Origin of the sequence: Pseudomonas parafulva, assembly GCF_002021815.1 — a bacterium.
Taxonomy (GTDB): Bacteria; Pseudomonadota; Gammaproteobacteria; order Pseudomonadales; family Pseudomonadaceae; genus Aquipseudomonas; species Aquipseudomonas parafulva_B.
On record NZ_CP019952.1, the window covers coordinates 2,775,975 to 2,793,587 of the forward strand.

The 17,613-nt window shown below is 61.1% G+C and carries 16 protein-coding genes; 9 read left to right on the forward strand and 7 right to left on the reverse strand.

Going from position 1 to position 17,613, the window contains the following annotated elements; genetic code table 11:
- Nucleotides 1-148 precede the first annotated feature (148 nt).
- A complete protein-coding gene (locus tag B2J77_RS12470; protein ID WP_058637352.1) occupies nucleotides 149-1,069 on the reverse strand; it encodes a LysR substrate-binding domain-containing protein in 921 nt (306 codons plus the stop codon).
- A gap of 159 nt (nucleotides 1,070-1,228) precedes the next feature.
- Here B2J77_RS12470 and B2J77_RS12475 point away from each other — a divergent pair, with 159 nt between their 5' ends.
- The 8 genes from B2J77_RS12475 to B2J77_RS12510 all read left to right on the forward strand — a co-directional run bounded on the left by B2J77_RS12475 (nucleotide 1,229) and on the right by B2J77_RS12510 (nucleotide 6,851).
- On the forward strand, nucleotides 1,229-2,017 hold the full coding sequence (locus B2J77_RS12475; protein ID WP_058637353.1) for a YqcI/YcgG family protein: 789 nt from the start codon (nucleotides 1,229-1,231) through the stop codon (nucleotides 2,015-2,017).
- A 1-nt stretch (nucleotide 2,018) separates the two neighbouring features.
- Nucleotides 2,019-2,648, forward strand: a complete 630-nt coding sequence (locus B2J77_RS12480; protein WP_058637354.1) for a LysE family translocator — start codon at nucleotides 2,019-2,021, stop codon at nucleotides 2,646-2,648.
- A 36-nt stretch (nucleotides 2,649-2,684) separates the two neighbouring features.
- Nucleotides 2,685-3,752, forward strand: a complete 1,068-nt coding sequence (locus B2J77_RS12485) for a hypothetical protein (RefSeq protein WP_058637355.1) — start codon at nucleotides 2,685-2,687, stop codon at nucleotides 3,750-3,752.
- Nucleotides 3,753-3,922: 170 nt separating this feature from the next.
- Nucleotides 3,923-4,597, forward strand: a complete 675-nt coding sequence (locus B2J77_RS12490) for a sel1 repeat family protein (RefSeq protein WP_230375053.1) — start codon at nucleotides 3,923-3,925, stop codon at nucleotides 4,595-4,597.
- Between the two features lie 122 nt (nucleotides 4,598-4,719).
- A complete protein-coding gene (locus B2J77_RS12495; protein WP_058637357.1) occupies nucleotides 4,720-5,409 on the forward strand; it encodes an AzlC family ABC transporter permease in 690 nt (229 codons plus the stop codon).
- The gene (locus tag B2J77_RS12500) at nucleotides 5,409-5,723 is read left to right on the forward strand and encodes an AzlD domain-containing protein (RefSeq protein ID WP_058637358.1); all 315 of its coding nucleotides are present in this window, start codon (nucleotides 5,409-5,411) and stop codon (nucleotides 5,721-5,723) included. The genes B2J77_RS12495 and B2J77_RS12500 overlap by 1 nt, the downstream gene beginning before the upstream one ends.
- Nucleotides 5,720-6,553: an AraC family transcriptional regulator gene (locus B2J77_RS12505; protein ID WP_058637359.1), complete on the forward strand. Its 834-nt coding sequence runs from the start codon at nucleotides 5,720-5,722 to the stop codon at nucleotides 6,551-6,553. Before B2J77_RS12500 ends, B2J77_RS12505 begins: the two co-directional genes overlap by 4 nt.
- Before the next feature lie 70 nt (nucleotides 6,554-6,623).
- Nucleotides 6,624-6,851 (forward strand): hypothetical protein, encoded by a 228-nt coding sequence (locus B2J77_RS12510; protein ID WP_058637360.1) that lies wholly within the window; start codon nucleotides 6,624-6,626, stop codon nucleotides 6,849-6,851.
- 34 nt (nucleotides 6,852-6,885) lie between these two features.
- Here the strand turns inward: B2J77_RS12510 and B2J77_RS12515 are convergent, their stop codons facing one another.
- From B2J77_RS12515 to B2J77_RS12535, 5 genes are all read right to left on the reverse strand, one after another.
- On the reverse strand, nucleotides 6,886-7,371 hold the full coding sequence (locus tag B2J77_RS12515; RefSeq protein WP_058637361.1) for a copper chaperone PCu(A)C: 486 nt from the start codon (nucleotides 7,369-7,371) through the stop codon (nucleotides 6,886-6,888).
- The gene (locus B2J77_RS12520; protein WP_058637362.1) at nucleotides 7,372-7,980 is read right to left on the reverse strand and encodes an SCO family protein; all 609 of its coding nucleotides are present in this window, start codon (nucleotides 7,978-7,980) and stop codon (nucleotides 7,372-7,374) included.
- Between the two features lie 251 nt (nucleotides 7,981-8,231).
- Nucleotides 8,232-8,816, reverse strand: coding sequence for a Fe-S biogenesis protein NfuA (gene nfuA / locus B2J77_RS12525; RefSeq protein WP_023536208.1), 585 nt, complete (start codon nucleotides 8,814-8,816; stop codon nucleotides 8,232-8,234).
- Nucleotides 8,817-8,874: 58 nt separating this feature from the next.
- Entirely contained in the window at nucleotides 8,875-9,909 is a 1,035-nt protein-coding gene (locus B2J77_RS12530; protein ID WP_078478772.1) for an acyltransferase family protein, read from the reverse strand.
- Nucleotides 9,910-10,017: 108 nt separating this feature from the next.
- Complete coding sequence (locus B2J77_RS12535) at nucleotides 10,018-12,318, reverse strand: fatty acid cis/trans isomerase (RefSeq protein WP_078478773.1); 2,301 nt, start codon at nucleotides 12,316-12,318, stop codon at nucleotides 10,018-10,020.
- 180 nt (nucleotides 12,319-12,498) lie between these two features.
- On the opposite strand from B2J77_RS12535, the gene metH reads away from it, so the two are divergent.
- The gene (gene metH, locus B2J77_RS12540) at nucleotides 12,499-16,206 is read left to right on the forward strand and encodes a methionine synthase (RefSeq protein WP_058637365.1); all 3,708 of its coding nucleotides are present in this window, start codon (nucleotides 12,499-12,501) and stop codon (nucleotides 16,204-16,206) included.
- A gap of 286 nt (nucleotides 16,207-16,492) precedes the next feature.
- Here metH and B2J77_RS12545 read toward each other — a convergent pair whose 3' ends face one another.
- Entirely contained in the window at nucleotides 16,493-17,575 is a 1,083-nt protein-coding gene (locus tag B2J77_RS12545) for an ABC transporter substrate-binding protein (protein WP_058637366.1), read from the reverse strand.
- Nucleotides 17,576-17,613: the final 38 nt, after the last annotated feature.

A 17,613-nucleotide genomic window follows, 5' to 3' on the forward strand; every position in this document is an offset into this window, starting at 1 on the left:
CTCTGCATTCGTTGATGATGACAAGTGTAACGGGTGGCCCCCGGCGCACCGGGCCTGGCCTGTGAGACGACAAGATGCTCCGGCATCCAAACCCACGGCGCCCACCGTCGGTGAAGTGGCTGCGCTTGCCGTGTGCGGTACAGCGGGCTCAGCTGTACAGGTAGTTGATGTCCTTGAGCACCAAGGGAGGCACCTGACCGAGGAGAAAATCTCGCAATTTTTGCATCTGACGGGCCTTGGGGCTGTTTTTCAGCCAGGTCATGTAGTAGCCATCCCCAGTTGCCACGGCCTGTTTGAACGGCGTGACCAGGCGCCCGGCTGCCAGGTCGGCACTGGCCAACACCAGATCGACCACGGAGATGCCCAGGCCCTGCTGAGCGGCAGAGATACCTTGATCGAGCGTGTCGAACACCTGGCCCTGGTCGATGCTGACATCGAGGGCATCCATGCGCGCCAACCAGCGCCGCCAGTCGCGCCGATCAGGCGAGGGATGCAGCAATTCACAACGGTTCAGGTCCGACAGCGCAGGTTGCGCCTGTCCCATGTAGTCGGGGTGGCAGACGGGAATGAGCCACTCGTCGAACAGCCTGAAGCTCTCCACATCGGCCGCGAAACGGCCGTTGGCCAGCAAGATGGCGCAATCGTAGGGCTCAGAATAGAAGTCGACGCTGTCGATATCCATCCACACGCTCGAGAGCTGCACAGTGCAGGTGTCTTCGTGTTTCTTGAAACCGTCCAGTGCCCTTAGCAACCAGCGCACGGTGAGCGTTGAAGGCGCCTTCAAACGCAGGCCGTAGCGATCCTGGCGCAGCAGCGCGCAAGCGTTTTCGATGATCTTGAAACCGACCTTGAGCTCTTGAGAGAGCAGGCGTCCGTGCTCGGTCAGGCTCAACTTGGGCCCTCGCCGTTCGAACAAATCGCAGCCGAACATGCCCTCGAGGGTCTTGATATGGTGGCTGACTGCGCCTTGGGTCAGTGCAAGCTCTTCCGCCGCCCTGGTGAACGAACCATAGCGGGATGCGACCTCGAACGCACGCAGTGCATGCAAGGCCTGAATCCTTTCCGACATAGACGCCTCCTGACTATTAGCAAGACTAATAGTAGGTCATAGTTTCACGCGTTTTACAACCTGCTGATAGTTCTAGAAAATGCATTAAAAAAACATACATAACCTAGATCCTGCCTGAAACTGCGTAGATCGTTCATCAATTAAAAGTTTGGGGAAACCATGTTTACGGGATATGGACAATGCTATCGCCTGGATGCGTTTGAGCAGACCCTCGAACATGCGTGCATCGAACCACACTGGACAACCGCTGCACTGCAACACTTTCGCCATACCGTTGCCAATCCGGATTTCCCCTGCCTGTTCGGGCGCAAGGCGGTCAATGCGCAAACTTGCTACGTTCTTTTCGCCAGCGCTGAACAACTGGCTGATGACATCGCTCAAGGGCTGGCCAGCTATGTCGGGTTGATGGATCCGATTGCGCCCAAGCTTCGCATCGGCCACCCGTTGGTGGCGTTTCTAGAAACAGTGACCGACATGCCGCTCGCGCATCAGCAGGCACTAGCCTGGAAGGTGCTGCAAGGCGTTCACGCACGGGATCCGAATCCCTGGCCCCAGACAGTGCCGGCCGACCCCGCACACAGCGGCTGGTCGTTCTGCTTTGCCGGCATGCCGCTGTTCATCAACATGAACTTCCCGGGCCACCAGCAGATGAAAAGCCGCAACCTGGGCAAACACATCACATTCGTCATCAACCCGCGCGAGAACTTCGACGAAGTGGCCAATGTCGCCACCACGAGCGGCCAGCGCATCCGCGAGCGCATTCGCCAGCGGGTCGGCCACTACAACGACGGGGTAATGCCTGACAGCCTCGGCTTCTTCGGTGAAGCGGATAACTTTGAGTGGACGCAATATCAATTACAGGAAACCGGTTCGTTGAACCCGGCACGCTGCCCTTTCCATGCCCGGACCGCAGTGCCTGCCACCCCCGACAACATGATCGAGAACTGACGTGAATACCGCCCTGACTGCCTCCTACGCCCTTACCGTCCTGCTGCTGATCGCCACTCCAGGTCCGGTCGTGGCATTGATCGTCAATACCGCAGCCGCTTCTGGCTCACGCAAGGCCATTTTCACGGCCTTGGGCACCAACTGGGCCTCGCTGGTACTGATCGGCGCAGCGGCGTGGATCATCCTCACCAGCGCGGCCATCGACAGGGCATGGCTTAGTGCCATGAGCCTGTTGGGTTGCCTGTTCATCGGCTATATCGCCGTCGGCACGCTCAGGGAGGCGCTCGCAAGCCCGCAGCCAGACCAACGGCCCGAAAGCGCCAAACCCGTGAGCCGCGGGGGGCTGTGGCAAGGCTTCATGGTGGGGATCTCCAACCCCAAGGACATCATTTTCTTCATCGCCTTTTTCCCGCAGTTCATCCAGATCACCGAGTCGTTCGGCAAAAGCATGGTCGTGCTTTCACTGCTCTGGATCGTGATCGACTTCGCCGTGCTGAGTCTTTATATCTTTGCCATCGGCAAGATCGCGTCAGCGCGCAGCCAACGATTCATCAGCCTTGCGTCCGGCGTGGCATTGCTGTTGATCGCCATCGGCGGGCTTTTGTACAACCTCAAGGAGCTTACCGCCTAGCCCCTTGCCTGACGCGCTGTCTTGCCAGGAGTCCCGATGTCCACTCCCAGTCGCCAAGGGCTTGCGCCTTTGCAGCTTGAGTACCAACAGCTGCTTGCCCAGGCCACCCAGTGCGCCACCCAACGCGTTCGGGTACACGAAACCGGGTTCAGCTCGGCCGTCGTCAATACCGACGCCTTGGGCCTTCGCTACAGCCATTTCAACGGCCGGCGGTTTTCGGTGGCTGAACGCGACAGCACTGCGCGGATCAATCTGCTGGTCGGAGGCTCGGTGGCGATGGGCATCGGGGCCAGTTCCGATGAATACACCGTGGCCTCGCAGCTGTCGGCGCTGACCGGAGAACTCTGGCTGAGCCTGGCCGGGTGCGGGCTGGATGCGAGCCAGGAACTATTGATGTTCCTCACTCATGAGCACCGCCTGGCACCGCTGGGACATGTGGTCATACTCAGCGGACTCAACAGCCTGGCACACGAAGCGCTTTGGGACATCAGCGCCTGCTCACATGAGCCTCAGCAGATCAATGACTGGCAAACGTCGCTGGCCGGTTCAGAGCAAGCCCAGGCAGCACCACAGCCTGGCCTGAGCCTCTGGCAGCGGCTGAGCCAGGTGCTGGCACCTCCGGCCGCCGCGCCTCGGCCACGTCGGCCCTTCGAGGCACTTTCCCCAGCAGAAAAACGCACCGCCCAGGCAGCCGACCATATTGCTCGCTCAGTGCAGCAATGGGATCGACTGCTAGGCAGCGCTCACACTACCCTCACCTTCATCCTTCAACCCCTGGTGCACTGGTGTCGCGATACCCTGCCAGCGGGTGAGCAGTTCATGCTCAGCGCACTTCAGCAAACGCCAGGGAACATCGACCGCTTGCTCGAAGGCGTTTTCGATCGCAAGGTGCATGCGGCATTCTTTCGCCGCATTCGCGAACAAGCCGCACCGGTGCCCTGCTTCGACATGAACTGCATGCTCGACAGCTCGCCAGCCTTCGGTTCGGACCTGTTCATCGACCGCTTGCACCTCAACGACATGGGGCAGACCGCGCTGGCCAACGTGATCACGGCCAAGCTCGGCCTTGCCCGGGAAAAACCACTGTCCGCGAGCACTCTATAGTGCTCTACTGATTGACAATCGTCGGGTGGTCTTTCGGACGGCCCTGTTGCATGGATAGAATAGTCCGTCGTTCCGATTGCCTGAGGCGTACGCTTGACTGTCATGAATAGAGAAGCCGTCCATCCTTGCCTGGCAACTGGCGAGGCGAGCCTGTGAGTCGCTTGCCGCAGATGGCGCTGATGCTGGCCGCGCTGCTGCCTACGGCGGGGCACGCACTGGAAGTGTCCATCGACCCCCATGCCGATCTGCTCTACCGCCAGGCACTGCCTCTTCTGGAACAAGCAGATACTCAAGAGGACGAAAGCGTCTTGCGCACAGCCCTGGATAGCGACCCAGAGCTGCGGCGCCAGGGGCAGGCCATGGCCCACACGTTGCCGACTGCGGTGGCACTGCTCAAGAAATCGGTCGCACTCGGCCACCCAGTCGCGCAGTACCGTCTGGCGCTTTACTACATGACTTACTTGCCTGCCGCGCAGATACCCGACGCCGCCTGCCCTCTGCTCCAGGCAAGCCTCGACCAAGGGTTTGCGCCGTCGGCACCAGCCATTGCCACCTGGTGCCCACCTTACAACGCCAGCGCCCAGTACCGCGCCGCACTGGAGGCCGTACCGAGCATGGCAACCCTCTATGCGCCCTACTATCCCCAGCCTGCCACCCGCATGGCCTGCAGCCGCAGCCAGCCCCAGGGCCTTGAGATGCTATGGGGGCGACAGCGCGATTATCAGGCCGAGGTCTACCGCCTGCTGGGTGATCTGGATCCGCAACATCGCCACTCATTGCTGCAAAAAGCGGTAGAGACCAATGGCTGTGTAACGGCGCAGCAGCATTTGACCAGCCGGCCTTGACCCCCGGCCGCCGGGGGCCTCAGCGCGGCGCACCAAATGGGTGACAACAGAGCAAGAACGTTCAAGCCATCACCTGTGGTGGCTTGGCATGCTGGCCTGCCTTGTCCACATGCCCGCTTCCTATGCCGTCCATCGCACGTCACGCCTTTTTGCAGGGCGCCATCGCCATCATGCCGCTGTCGCTTGCCGTCGCGCCCTGGGGCCTGCTGGCCGGCTCCATGGCCATCGAAGCCAACCTCAGCGCCTGGGAAAGCCAGGGGCTCTCGGCGATCGTCTTTGCCGGCGCTGCGCAGCTGGTGGCCATCGGCATGCTCAAAAGCGGTGCCAGCCTGGCCTCCATACTGCTGACAACCTTGTTACTCACCTCACAGCACCTGCTTTACGGGCTGTCGATGCGCCCAGCGCTCTCCCCCTTGCCACTGCACTGGCGCCTGGGGCTTGGATTTCTGCTGACCGATGAGTTCTTTGCCCTGACCAGTCGGCACGACCACCAGCATTTCAATCGCTGGTATGCCTTAGGTCTGGGCTTCACATTCTACGTTGCATGGAATCTGTTCACGTGGGTCGGAATCGTGCTGGGGCAAAGCATTCCACACCTTGATCAGCTAGGCCTGGACTTCTCCATCGTCGCCACTTTCGTCGCCTTGATCACGCCCCTGGTACGTAATCTGCCTACGCTCGCGTGCGTCGCCGTTTCACTGGCCGCTTCAGTACTGCTCAGCCATTGGCAGTGGGAAACGGCCTTGGTCAGCGCCGGCCTGCTTGGGATGAGCACCGGCTTCGCATGCCAGAAACTTCGGAGGACCGTTTGATGACCTGGCTGCTCATCATCGGCATGGGCATAGTGGTGTTCCTCAATCGCTATGCTTTTCTCGAACCGCGCCTACCGTTGCGCCTGAGCGCCCATGCGCGTCAATTCCTGGGCTTTGCGGTGCCAGGTATGCTCACGGCCATCTGCGGCCCTATCATCTTCTTGCCAGGGCATACGCTTAACCTGCAACCGCTCAACCCGTACCTGCTGGGGGCGGTGGTGGCTGCCGCACTGGTGTGGTTGACCCGTAGCGTGATGCTGAGCATGCTGTTGAGCATGTTGATTTTCTTCGTCCTGCGAAGCGTCCTTTCATGAACACCACTACCCGTGAGCAAACGCATCTATGGCAGGCACCGGCGCTGGGCGATGTGGAAATGCTGCACGCCCAGTATGTGCAACAACGGTTTGCACCACACGTGCATGAAGGCTATGTGTTCACCGTGATCGAATCCGGTGCCCAGCGTTTCTGGCACCGGGGCAGCGAGCATCTTGCACCGGTTGGCAGCATGGTCCTGATCAATCCGGACGAACTGCATACCGGTGCCAAGGCCCACGAGGCCGGGTGGCGTTATCGCGGGTTCTACCCTGAACATGAGCGCGTTACCGGTGTGCTGGATGAATTGGAACTGGGCCATGGGGGGATGCCGCGCTTTCGCGATAGCGTGATCCATGATGCTGGCCTTGCCAGCGCCTTCAGCCAACTGCATCAGCTGTCCGAAAGCAGCGCCAGCGCACTGCAACAGCAAACCGTATGGCGCCAGGCGGTGTTGGCGCTGGTTCAACGCCACGGACGCCTGGCCGATCTGTCTGCCCCTGGTCGCGAGCCTCGCGCTGTTGCACGCGCAAGAGAGTTGCTGGAAACCCACTTGGCTGACCCGCCGTCGCTGGAGTTACTGGCGGCTGCCGTCAACCTGTCGCCGTTTCACTTCGCACGGGTGTTTCGCCAGGCAACGGGCATGCCCCCTCACGCCTGGCTCAAGCAGCGACGCCTTGTAAGGGCCAGGGAGCTGCTCAAGGAGGGGCAGCCGCCTGCGACAGTGGCGTTCAGCCTGGGCTTTGCCGACCAGAGCCATCTGAACAGACAGTTCAAGCAAGCCTATGGCATCACCCCGGGGGCCTACCGGCTGGCCTGCTTCGCCGCGTGAGCGCGTCAATGCGGCACAGGCGTTTGGCCATGGCGCTGCTACACTCAAAAGGCTGAAAGGAGGAGCCGTCATGTCCGAACGAGAGATCACCACCCTTCTGTCACTGATGAACCAGCGGCAAGCGTGCCTTAGCACTGCTTGCAAGGCGATTGCCGACTGGATCGATCGCCAGGGCGACCTGCCGGCGGCCGGCAAGATACGGGCAAGCCTGAAGGCCTTGGAAGCTGACGAAGCACGTGTGCGGCGTGCGCTGACGTCATTGACGCTGGACAGGCCACTGCCGAAGTTTCGCAGTTGAACCAGCTGGGGCCGCAAGGCAGCCCCGCCAGGTTTTACGGGTGGCTCATGTGCATATGTTCATGCTCACCTTGCGCCTGCGCAGTGAGCGCGCGTACCTGAGCTTGCACGGCCACAGTCTCGGCGGTGCCATCGGCGGTTTCTACCGTCAGCGTCAGCGGAACCTGCTGGCCTTCCTTCACCTGATCGTTCAAGCCCATCAGCATCACGTGCAGGCCATTGGGGTCCAGGGTGACAGGCTTACCGGCCGGCAGCGCGACAGCCTTGACCTCACGCATGCCCATGACGTCCCCGTTCATGGTCATTTCATGCACTTGTACAGTCTTGGCCACAGGCGAGGCGACACTGACCAGCTTGCTGTCGCTACTGGCGGTAATGGTCATGAAGGCACCGGTCGACTGCTGGTGAGGCACGCTGGCGCGCACCCACGCCTCGCTGACTATGGTCTGGGCCATTACCGGCCCAGTGAGGCCCAGCAGGACCAACGCAGCCAGGCCGCGCTTAACGGATTGCAATGACATTCAGCAGATCTCCATCAGGGTAACCAGGTCTTCGGCACATTCCTTGGCTGTGAGGGAATGCCCGAGGCTCAGCCGCAGGGTGCCACGGGTGTCGTAAACGTAGCTGGTGGACGAATGTGAAATGGTATAGGTGTCACCGGCCGGGACTTTTTCGTAGAACACCTTGAACTCCCTGGCCACGGCGTCGATTTCTGCAGGCGTACCGGTGAGCGCGACGAAGGTCGGGTCGAACGCCTTGACGTAGGCATCGAGCACTTGCGGCGTATCGCGTTCTGGATCGAGGGTAATGAATACCACCTGGAACAGATCACGGTCTCGACCGCGCAGCAGTTTGCGGATCTGGGCGGCTCGTGCCAGTGTGGTCGGGCAGATGGCCGGGCACTGGGTGAAGCCGAAGAAGACCATCGGCATGCTGCCGTAGAAGCTTGAGAGGGTACGGACGTTGCCTTGGGGATCGCGCAGCGAGAACTTGCGCCCAAGGATTTCGTTGCTCATGTTCTTGCCATACTTGAACTCGAGCCCACGCGCCGGACTGCAACCTGCCAGCAGGCCAAGCCCAAGAACGCCCATGCCGGCGACGACTGCACGCCGGGTCAGAAGATCATTCATGAAACCATCCTTTACAGGGAAGGTGCCGACCCTCGGGGCGGGCCGGGCAGAAAACCGGCGCATTCTGGCATGCCCCCCCAAGTACCTTCTACCCACTGGCGGCGATTAACCCCTGCAGGCCGCTGATTACGGGCAGCGGCCGATTGTCGCAGGGCTTGCAAACGTAACAGTTTGTTGCTAGTGCAGTGCGGCACGTCGCCTTCCAGGGCCAGCGCCAAGCCAGATTCCAGCTCGGTGCAACCCCTGATGCCCTAGTAGTAGGCGTTTTCTTTCTGGCTATGGTCCGTCACATCACGCACACCCTTGAGCTCAGGAATGCGCTCGAGGAGTGTCCGCTCGATGCCTTCCTTGAGGGTGACGTCCGCCTGACCGCAACCTTGGCAGCCGCCGCCAAATTGCAGGACAGCGATGCCCTCGTCGACGACATCCACCAGGCTCACCTGACCGCCATGACTGGCCAGGCCAGGGTTGATTTCGGTCTGCAGATAGTAGTTGATGCGTTCGTTGATGGGGCTGTCTTCATTGACCATCGGCACCTTGGCGTTAGGCGCCTTGATGGTCAACTGGCCACCCATGCGGTCAGTGGCATAGTCCACCAGCGCATCTTCCAGGAACGGCACGCTGACAGCGTCGAGGTAGGCAGTGAAGCTTTTGAGGCCCACAGCAGTGTCATCAGGCTTCTCTTCACCCGGCTTGCAATAGGCGATGCACGTCTCGGCGTACTGGGTACCCGGCTGGGTGATGAAGATACGAATGCCGATACCCGGCGTGTTCTGCTTGGACAGCAGATCAGCCAGGTAGTCATGGGCGGCGTCGGTAATGGTTATAGCGCTCATGTAGGTTCCTCACAGACTTGTGCGCCAGTGTACGCCAACGCAGCCCTCTAACAAAGTCCTAGTATTTGACTCGGGAAAGCACATACGGCTGCACCTGTACGCTCGGTGCTTGCATCCAGGCCTGCATGTGACGGTACAGGCCGCGCTCGATCCACTGGTAACTGAGCCACGACAGCAGTGCGATGCAAGGCACGCAGACGGCGAATGTCAGGTACGGGTCCAGCCCCAGTTGCTGGCTGGCAAACCAGCCCAGGTGCAGGACCAGTACATGGATCAGGTACACCGAATACGAGCAGTCGCCCAGCGCCTTGAGTACGCGATTGCCAGTGAACAGCGGCTCCATGGCGATGAAGGCCAGGACGACCATTGCGCTGGGCAGGCCCCAATGCAGCAGCCGTTGAGAGGCGTCTAGCTGATAAATGGCCAGCGCGGCCACTGCCAGAAGCCCCAGCGGGACCCAGACACCCTGACGGATCAGGCCACAGCGATGCAGCACACCGATACCGATGCCGAGCAGGAATTCATAGACGATGTCATTGTTGTAGAAATGACTGACCACGCCCAGGCGCCCCAGGACCTCGCTCACCACTACCAACAGCCCGGCCACCACCAGCAAGTGCTGGCGCCGGCCAACGAGAAACGCCATCCCGAACAGCAGGTAGAACATCATCTCGAAGTTCAAGGTCCAGCCGACGTTCAGGGTGGGGTACATGCCGTAGCCACCTGGGTTCTCTGCCGGTATGAAAAAGAGTGAACGCAATAGGTGCTGCCAGGTGAACACCTGATGCGGCATCCATTGACTGAAGGCCAGCAGCATCAAGGCCATCAAGGCCGAGTAGAACCAGTAGGCCGGCACGATACGCAGCACTCGGTTTAGCAGAAACTGATGCGGGACAACCTGCTTGTCGCAGGTCGAAAGGTAGATGACCAACCCGCTGATGACGAAGAAGATATCCACGCCGACCGCACCCCGATCAGTGAACAATTGGCCGACGGGCCCGGACGCATGAAAGTCGAAAAAAACCTGCATGAAGTGGTGGCAGACGACCACCCAGGCGGCGAAAGCACGAAGTGCTTGAAGCGAATACAGCATGAAGTACCCTGCGTTTGCCGGTGCATTCAGGCACCGGCTGCAGCGCAGCTGCCGGTGCCACTCATGGTTTGGGACCGCAGGAGGGCGCGAAAGGTCAGCGCGCCCCGATCAGAGGTTTTCGTAGCGGTTCATGTCCAGCACGCCGGCCTCCACCGGGTCGGTTTCCAGAATGAACGCGCTCAGGTCATGGAAATAACGCCAGAATTGCGGGTGAGTTCGGCGTATACCCCATCGCTCGACGATGCGCTCGAAGCGAGCGGTATCATCCTTGGCCTGACTCATCAGGTCGACGAACACCGGTACTTCGGCGGCTGGCACGTTGAACATGAAGTTGGGGTAGCTGGTCATGACCCCGGGCTGCAAGGTCAGGGTATCGAGGCCCGGCTGGTAACGATAAGCCTCGCCCAACAGGAATGCCACGTTGCTGTGCGCCCGGTTGCGCATCAAAGTATAGACCTGCCGCTGCCCACCCTGCCTTTCGATGCGCAGCAGCGTCGCCTCGGGCAATTGATTGATCACTTTCAACCCTGCGGCCGGACGCGAGACCAGCCGGCTGAGGGACTGCTCTGCATTGCGGAACTCTTCAGTCATCTGCGGCCGCGAACAGTACGCCCCCTGGCAGCGGTTGATCGGGTCGGGTGAAGCATTGATGCTGGCGGTCCGCGCGATCAGCTGCAACCCGAAGTCGTGTTTGGGATCGTGTGGACTCAGGGCAAGGCCGCTCGGGGTATCGGCGTCGATGTTTTCGTAGTCGAGCCACATCTTTATCTTGCCGCTGTCTTGATACCAGTCGCTCAGGATGCCCTGGCGCGACTCGGCCGGCATCAGGCGCAGGAAGTTGACCTCGGCGCCGTTGCGGATCAGGTCGAAGTACAGGCGCGTCTGCAGCTGGTGCGACAGGTTGCCGAAGACGTCGAAGTTGACCGCCAGCTGGTAGTAGGTGCGCTCGAGCAAGGGGTAGTCGAACAACCACATCGTCAGGGGCACATCCCCCACCAGGCCCTTGGTCACTGTAGCGCTGTCGAAGTGACGGAAGATGCTCAGCAACGCGTTGTCGTTGCCTGTCCACAAGGTCGACCAGCCCGGGGCCGGCATGTCGGCATAGGCTTCACGGCGCAGTTTCTCGTACTCGTTGCGCTTGTCGCGATAGGCGCGCCACAGCGCAAGCACACTGCCCACATCGTCATTCTGACCCGGCATGGCGAGCAAGGGCGTGGCCTTGCCACGGTAACGGGCATCGGTGACGTAGCGGTCGAAGGCAGGCTCCTGGAACAGCGCCCAGAAGTTGTCGCGGATCACGTCCGTGGCAATCTGCCCACGGCACACCGGCCCGCGTATGAATGTGCGTACGAAGTACTCGGCGTTGTCGAGCATGAACTGGTAGCGAGCCACCGCCGGGATCGCCTCGAAGGTTTCGAAAGGGTTGGCGCGGTGACGAGGGCCGTAGCCTGGCAGCGTGGTCACCTGCCAATCGCCGGCGTAGAAGAGCTGCTTGACCCGCTTGAGTTTTTGCGGACCCAGGGGGTAGGTGATGTGTGTCTTGTGCACGATCACGCCCTGGACGGGAATCAGGCGATAAAAGAACTCAGTTCCGGGCGGATCATTGGGCCTGCGCGTGGCGATGATATCGGCAGGCTGCCCGCTGGGCGTGCGCGAGCGCACCCATTGGAAAAAGTGCCCCTGCTCACCCCCGGTAAAATGGATGTGGGCGAGGAACAGATGCTCGTACAGCCAACGCCCCACCAGGGCTTCTGAAGCCCCAGGACGATTGAGCAGCGCTTCCCATTCGGCGATCTGACGGGCTTCGCTGGCACTGGGCTTGATCGCCTGGTACTCGACTGGCGCACCCGCCGCCAGCCAGCCACGCAGTGTCGCGTATTCCTGGTCGGTCAGGCCGGTGACGGCCAGCGGCATGCCTTCCATGGGATGCGCACCGGCGTAGGCGTCGAACTCATGGGGCAACGGACACATATTGTTGCGGTTCAGGCCTAGTGCAATCTCATCCGGTACCTTGGCATTTGGCGTGAGCGGCGTCTTGTGCCCCAGCTCGAGCATGCGCGCCATCAATGCGGCTTGGCTGCCCTGGTTGTCGAGCACCGAATAGAAGCCCTTCTTGCGCCACTCGGCCTCGCCATGAGCGTCATAGAACAACCGGGTGGGCGCCACGGCCTTGCTGCGCTCGCCCTGATAAACGGGCACCTTGCTGGCGCCGCGCACGGCGCCTTCGGCTGCCTCCAGCTTTAGCTGGCAGGCAGCGTCGTTGCAGGCGTGGCAGGCAACGCATTTTTCGGTGAAGATCGGCTGGACATCACGGGTGTAGGAGATGGCTGGACTTGCTTGAAGACCTTGCCCGAACGCCGCGCTACTGAGTAAGAGAGCGACAAAGCCGGCAAGCATACGATGCACCATGTGCGAGATGTCCTGATTATGTGCAGCCAACGCAATAAGCATGGGCAGTGTTTGTATTAATAGCTGAGTAAGACCCAGGCAACATGAACATATTTCATGGAAACCGAGCGCACCCCTAAAAACCGTGCAGCTTTGTTATGATTCAGCACTTTCTGATTTCCGCCCGTCCAGGTAGTTCATATGTCCGACCGTAGCGCTCGTCTTCACGCCCTTCAACAAGCACTTAAAGAGCGCATCCTGATTCTCGATGGCGGCATGGGCACCATGATTCAAAGCTACCGGTTGGAGGAAGCCGACTATCGTGGCACGCGCTTTGCCGATTGGCCAAGCGACGTCAAAGGCAACAATGACCTGCTGCTGCTGAGTCGTCCAGATATCATCGCGGCCATCGAGAAGGCTTACCTGGACGCGGGCGCCGATATTCTCGAGACCAACACCTTCAACGCCACCCAGATCTCCCAGGCCGACTATGGCATGGAATCGCTGGTGTATGAATTGAACGTGCAAGGCGCGCGCATCGCCCGCCAAGTGGCCGATGCCAAGACGCTGGAAACACCCGACAAGCCGCGCTTCGTGGCGGGCGTACTCGGCCCGACCAGCCGCACCTGCTCGATCTCTCCGGATGTGAACGACCCGGGCTACCGCAACGTCACGTTCGACGCGCTGGTGGAAAACTACATCGAGGCCACCCGCGGGCTGATCGAGGGCGGTGCCGACCTGATCCTGATCGAAACCATCTTCGACACCCTCAATGCCAAGGCGGCGATCTTCGCCGTGCAGCAGGTGTTCGAGGACGACGGCATCGAGCTGCCGATCATGATTTCCGGCACCATCACCGATGCCTCCGGCCGCACATTGTCCGGGCAGACCACCGAAGCCTTCTGGAACTCGGTCCGGCACGCCAAGCCTATATCCGTCGGCCTGAACTGCGCATTAGGCGCCAAGGACTTGCGCCCTTACCTGGAAGAGTTGTCGAGCAAGGCCGATACTCACGTTTCGGCCCACCCCAATGCGGGCTTGCCCAATGCCTTCGGTGAGTACGACGAAACCCCGGCGGAAATGGCCGCCGTGGTCGAGGAGTTCGCCGCCAGTGGCTTCTTGAACATCATTGGCGGTTGCTGTGGCACCACCCCTGGGCATATCCAGGCAATCGCCGAGGCCGTGGCCAAGTACCCGCCACGGCCAATCCCGGAGATCGCCAAGGCGTGCCGCCTCTCGGGCCTGGAGCCCTTCACCATTGATCGCCAGTCGTTGTTCGTCAACGTCGGTGAGCGCACCAACATCACCGGCTCGGCCAGGTTCGCGCGGCTGATTCGCGAGGAAAACTACACCGAGGCCCTGGAAGTGGCGCTGCAGCAGGTAGAGGCCGGCGCCCAGGTCATCGACATCAACATGGACGAAGGGATGCTCGACTCCCAGGCGGCCATGGTCCGTTTCCTCAACCTGATCGCCGGCGAGCCGGACATCTCGCGCGTGCCGATCATGATCGACTCTTCGAAGTGGGAGGTGATCGAGGCTGGCCTCAAGTGCATCCAGGGCAAAGGCATCGTCAACTCCATTTCCATGAAAGAAGGCGTTGAGCAGTTCAAGCACCATGCCCGCTTGTGCAAGCGCTATGGCGCAGCCGTGGTGGTCATGGCCTTCGACGAGGTTGGCCAGGCCGACACTGCCGCGCGCAAACAGGAAATCTGCAAGCGCAGCTACGACATTCTGGTCAACGAGGTGGGCTTCCCCGCAGAAGACATCATCTTCGACCCGAATATCTTCGCTGTCGCCACCGGCATCGAGGAACACAACAACTATGCCGTGGATTTCATCGAGGCCTGCGCCTATATCCGCGACCACCTGCCGCACGCCTTGACCTCGGGTGGGGTGTCCAACGTGTCGTTCTCGTTCCGGGGCAATAACCCGGTGCGCGAGGCGATTCACTCGGTGTTCCTGTACCACGCCATCGCCAACGGCCTGACCATGGGCATCGTCAATGCCGGGCAGTTGGAAATCTACGACCAGATCCCAGCGCCGTTGCGGGAAAAGGTCGAGGATGTGGTGCTCAACCGCACGCCCCAGGGCACCGATGCGCTGCTGGCCATTGCCGACGACTACAAAGGCGGCGGTGCCACGCGGGAAGTCGAGAACGAACAGTGGCGCTCGCTGCCGGTGGAAAAGCGCCTGGAGCATGCGCTGGTAAAGGGCATCACGGCGTTCATCGTCGAGGACACCGAGGCGTGCCGCCAGCAATGTGCGCGGCCGATCGAGGTCATCGAAGGCCCCTTGATGAGCGGCATGAACGTGGTCGGCGACCTGTTCGGCGCCGGCAAGATGTTCCTGCCCCAAGTGGTCAAGTCGGCCCGGGTGATGAAGCAAGCCGTTGCGCACTTGATTCCGTTCATCGAAGCCGAAAAAGGCGACAAGCCCGAGGCCAAGGGCAAGATCCTGATGGCGACGGTCAAGGGCGATGTGCACGACATCGGCAAGAACATCGTCGGCGTGGTGCTCGGCTGCAACGGCTACGACATCGTCGACCTGGGGGTGATGGTGCCCGCCGAGAAGATCCTGCAGACGGCTCGGGACGAGAAATGCGACATCATTGGCCTGTCGGGCCTGATCACACCGTCGCTGGACGAGATGGTGCATGTGGCGCGCGAGATGCAGCGCCAGGGTTTCGAGCTGCCGTTGATGATTGGCGGCGCCACCACCTCCAAGGCCCATACGGCCGTGAAGATCGAGCCCAAGTACAGCAATGACGCCGTGATCTACGTCACCGATGCGTCTCGCGCCGTCGGCGTGGCGACGCAATTGCTGTCCAAGGAGCTCAAGGCGGGTTTCGTCGAAAGCACACGCCAGGACTACGAAGAGGTACGCGCACGCACGGCCAATCGCAGCGCCCGGACCGAGCGCCTCACCTACGCCCAGGCAGTGGCGGCCAAACCCCAGTACGACTGGGCCGGCTACCAGCCAGCCGTACCCTCCTTCACTGGCACCAAGGTCCTGCATGACATCGACCTGCGCACCCTGGCCCAATACATCGACTGGACGCCGTTCTTCATCTCTTGGGACCTGGCGGGCAAGTTCCCGCGAATTCTCACGGACGAAGTCGTTGGCGAGGCGGCGACTGCCCTGTATGCGGACGCCTGCGAAATGCTCGACAAACTGATCGACGAAAAACTCATCAGTGCTCGCGCAGTGTTTGGCTTCTGGCCCGCCAACCAGGTGGCCGATGACGACATCGAGGTGTACGGCGAAGACGGCGCTGCGCTGGCGACCTTGCACCACCTGCGCCAGCAGACCATCAAGCCCGACGGCAAGCCCAACTGGTCGCTGGCCGACTTCGTGGCCCCCAAGGCCAGCGGTGTGACCGACTACGTGGGCGGGTTCATCACCACGGCCGGTATCGGGGCCGAAGAAGTCGCCAAGGCGTACCAGGACAAAGGCGACGACTACAGCTCGATCATGGTCAAGGCCCTGGCCGATCGCCTGGCCGAGGCCTGCGCCGAATGGTTGCATGAGCAGGTGCGCAAGGATTACTGGGGGTATGCCCGGGAGGAGCAGCTGGACAACGAAGCGCTGATCAAGGAGCAGTACCGTGGCATCCGTCCAGCGCCGGGCTACCCGGCATGCCCCGACCACACCGAGAAAGAAACCCTGTTCCGCCTGCTCGACGGCAGCGCCATCGGCGAAACCGGCCCAAGCGGCGTCTTCCTGACCGAGCATTACGCCATGTTCCCGGCCGCGGCTGTCAGCGGCTGGTATTTCGCCCACCCGCAGGCGCAGTACTTTGCAGTGGGCAAGGTGGACAAGGATCAGATCGAGTGCTACAGCACCCGCAAAGGTCAACCAATAAGTGTCAGCGAGCGCTGGCTGGCGCCAAACCTTGGGTATGACAGCTAAGGCACACCCGCATCCAGCTGTTCCCGTGGGGCGCAGCTGGAAACAAGGCGCGTCAGTGTTGATGCGCCATGTGATCGGTGAGCAGGATTAGGGGTGAGTGCCCCAATACACCGCCGTGATGACGACCAGCGCGACCAGGCACAGGATTGCCCAGGTATCGACGCCATGGCTGGGCTTGCGCAACTTCGTTGGATTGGTCATGGCATTGCCTCTTGTAGTGATTATGGGAATGCACCGCACAATCGGCAGTTAAGACCAGCAAAGACCTTTGCTCAAGCAGGGCTTTTCAGTATTCGACCGGTGACGTCAGGAACGGGTACTGATAGCCAGCCGTGCGCCCTATCGCGCTGTACGCCTTGAAGTCCACGCCGTGGTCGGCCAACTCCAGTCGTTTAAGCCATTGCCCGGCCTTGGCCTGGTCGATGCTCTGCAGCACAGGCAGGCTGTAATTGCGCAGGCCGTCGCGCCCGAACGGCAGGCCGTGGGCATCGTCATACAGCATGACCATGGCCCAGCCCCCAAGGCTGAAATGCCCGCCCATCAGTACACTCAAGCGCCCATCCAGACGCGCACGCAACGCCTCCCCCGAGCTGTTCACCGCACTGAACATGACATCCTTGCCTGGCTTGAGCCCCGCTTCCTCGAACGCCTGCATGGCCCCAAAGGCCATCTCGTCGTTGGCCGACCATACAAGCCGTGTCTGTGGGTAGCGTTCGAGCAGAAACCGCGCCTGCTCGTAGGCGCGCTGCCGGCTCCACCCGCCGTACACCACCTGCCGCAAGCGCACCTGGGGGAAGTCGGCCAAGGCACGGCGCATGCCTTCTTCCCGGCGCTGCGAGGCAGGCGTAGTTTTCACGCCTGAGAACGCGACCAAATCCACTGGGCCACTGGTGGCAGGCAATTGCGCGATCATTTCACGCAACATCTGGAAACCGGCTTGTTCGTCATTGGTGGTCAAAGAACCCAACGGCTGCGCGAATTTGTCAGGCCGAGCGCTGACAGCCCGCGCCTGGCTAGGCGTCAAGCCGTTGTTGACCAGCAACAGCTTGACCCCCGCCCCTTGCGACAGGCGCATGATCTCAGGGGCGATGTACTGCTCGTTTACCAGTACCAGGTAATCAGGTCGCCTGGGCCCATCGAGGGCCGCCCGGGCCTGGCTCAGGGCAAGATCGGTCCGGCGCTCGCCATACTCCACACGCAAGTCCATGCCCAGTTCGTCAGCGGCGGACTGCATGAACCGGCTGTAGCTGGTCCAGAATGTCTCGTCTGGCGAACCCGGGTTGAGGAAAACCACTGACACCGGCTGCGCACTTGCGCTCAATGGCAGGGCGAAGCACAGGCAAAGGCAGCGGTACAGGGCCTTGAGCATAGGCTGACGTCTCTGAAGCAAACCCAGGATTATACCCA